At 66.9% G+C, this 2,014-nt stretch carries 1 protein-coding gene; it reads left to right on the top strand.

The features are described 5' to 3' along the window. Positions 1–373 precede the first annotated feature (373 nt). Positions 374–2,014, top strand: a 1,641-nt coding sequence (locus AX730_RS02715) for a Cache 3/Cache 2 fusion domain-containing protein (protein ID WP_198146992.1), incomplete at its 3' end; no start/stop codon positions are given.

Below are 2,014 nucleotides of genomic sequence, written 5' to 3' on the forward strand. Positions count from 1 at the left end.
CGGTACGCAAGGCGATCGCCGCCGCACCCAAGGCGTCTTCGCCCACGCCGGCCGCCGCCAAGGCCATCGCCCGCAAACCCGTCGCCCGTGCGCCGGAGCCGGCGTTCGCCGAGGGCGACTGGCAGGAGTTCTGAGCAAGCGCGCAGCGACCGGGCCCATCGCGAACCACGGCCCGGACCATCCGGGCCGTGGTCGTTCCCGCCGTTCTGACAGGCATGCCCCTACCGCTCGTCGGGAAAGTAAGTCCATTTACTAAATCGCGTCACGCTAACGCCGATATCGAGGAGGCCACTCATCACCTACCCCCTGCCCTATGACTCGATTCGCGCGTCTTTCGCTCGGTAGCAAACTTTCGTTCCAGGTCACGCTTGCCGTGGCCATCGTCCTCACCCTCCTTGCCCTCGTGGTCCAGCGGCAATCCAGTCGCGCCATCGAGGAGCGCGCGCTCGCCGACCTGGATGTCGCCGCGCGGGTGATGCAGGAATCCATTGCGCTCTACGACAACACCCTGACGGAGGCCACCCAACGGATGGCCAGCAGTTTCCGTGCGGCGCTGCCTTCCGGCGACGTCTCGGTGGATGCCGGCAGCAGTACGCCGATCGGCGACATCGAGGTCCCCGCGCTGCGCTTCGGCGAGCAGTCGGTCAACCTCGACTTCACCGCCGTCGACCGCTTCACCGAAGCGACGGGCGTCGTCGCCACACTGTTCGTCCGCGATGGCGACGAGTTCATCCGCGCGACCACTTCCCTTCGCAACACCGAGAGCGCGCGCGTCATCGGCACCGCGCTGGACCACAAGAACCCCGCCTACGCGCTGATGCTGGAAGACAAGCCGTACACCGGGCGCGCACGCCTGTTCGGCCGCGACTACATGACCCATTACCAACCCCTGCAGGATGCCGAAGGCAGGACCGTCGGCATCCTGTTCGTCGGCCAGAACTACGGTGACGGCCTGGCCGCGCTGAAGGACAAGTTGCGTACGACGACGCTGGGACAAGCCGGCTACTTCTTCGTCGTCGACCTCGCCGAGGGAGACCACCAGGGCACGCTCGTGGCGCACCCCTCCAGCCAGGAGTCGCCCTACGCGTCCGTGGTGTCCGCCGACTCGATGCCGGCGATGAAGGCCCTGCTGGAGCAGGATCAGGGCCACGCGGTGCTCGACCTCGCGGCCAAATCCGGCGACGAAGCCGTGCCCGCGCTGGTGGCGGTGAAACGCTTCGCACCGTGGAAGTGGGCGCTGGTGGCGGTCGAGCCGCGCGCCAATGTACTGGCATCCAGCCGTGCGCTGACCATCGCGATCGTCGCGCTGTCGCTGGCGGCGCTGGTCGTGATCGGCGTGCTTACCTCGATGGGCGTGCGCCGCGTCGTCTCGCGCCCGCTGCGTGCGGCGGTCGCCATCGCCGAGGATGTTGCCGCAGGCAAGCTGGACGGCCGGATCGACACCGGGCGCCATGACGAAGTCGGCCAACTGCTCAGCGCCATGCACCATGTGCAGACGCGGGTGAAGGCCGTGATCGCCGCGCAGACCGAGATGACGCGTCGCCACGACGAAGGCCAGATCAGCTTCCGCATCGACGACAGCGGCTTCCCCGGCGATTACGGCCGCATGGTCCGCGACACCAATACGCTGGTGGCATCGCATATCGCGGTGAAGATGCGACTGGTGGACGTGATGCAACGCTATTCGATCGGCGACCTGTCGGTGGACATGGACCGCCTGCCCGGCGAGAAGGCCGTACTGACCGAGACCATGGACGCCACCAAGGCCAGCCTGTCCGCCATCAACGTCGAGATCAAGCGCCTGGCACGCGCGGCGTCCTCCGGTGATTTCAGCCAGCGTGGCGACGTGGACAAGTACCAGTACGATTTCCGCGAGATGGTTGGCGGCCTGAACCAGCTGATGGAGACCACCGACAACAACCTCGGTGAAGTGTCCGAGTTGCTGCGCGCCATCGCCCGCGGCGACCTGACCGCACGGATGGAAGGCGACTTCCACGGCGTGTTCGCCACCATG

The organism is Pseudoxanthomonas mexicana (genome assembly GCF_001556105.1).
GTDB classification, from domain to species: domain Bacteria; phylum Pseudomonadota; class Gammaproteobacteria; order Xanthomonadales; family Xanthomonadaceae; genus Pseudoxanthomonas_A; species Pseudoxanthomonas_A mexicana_A.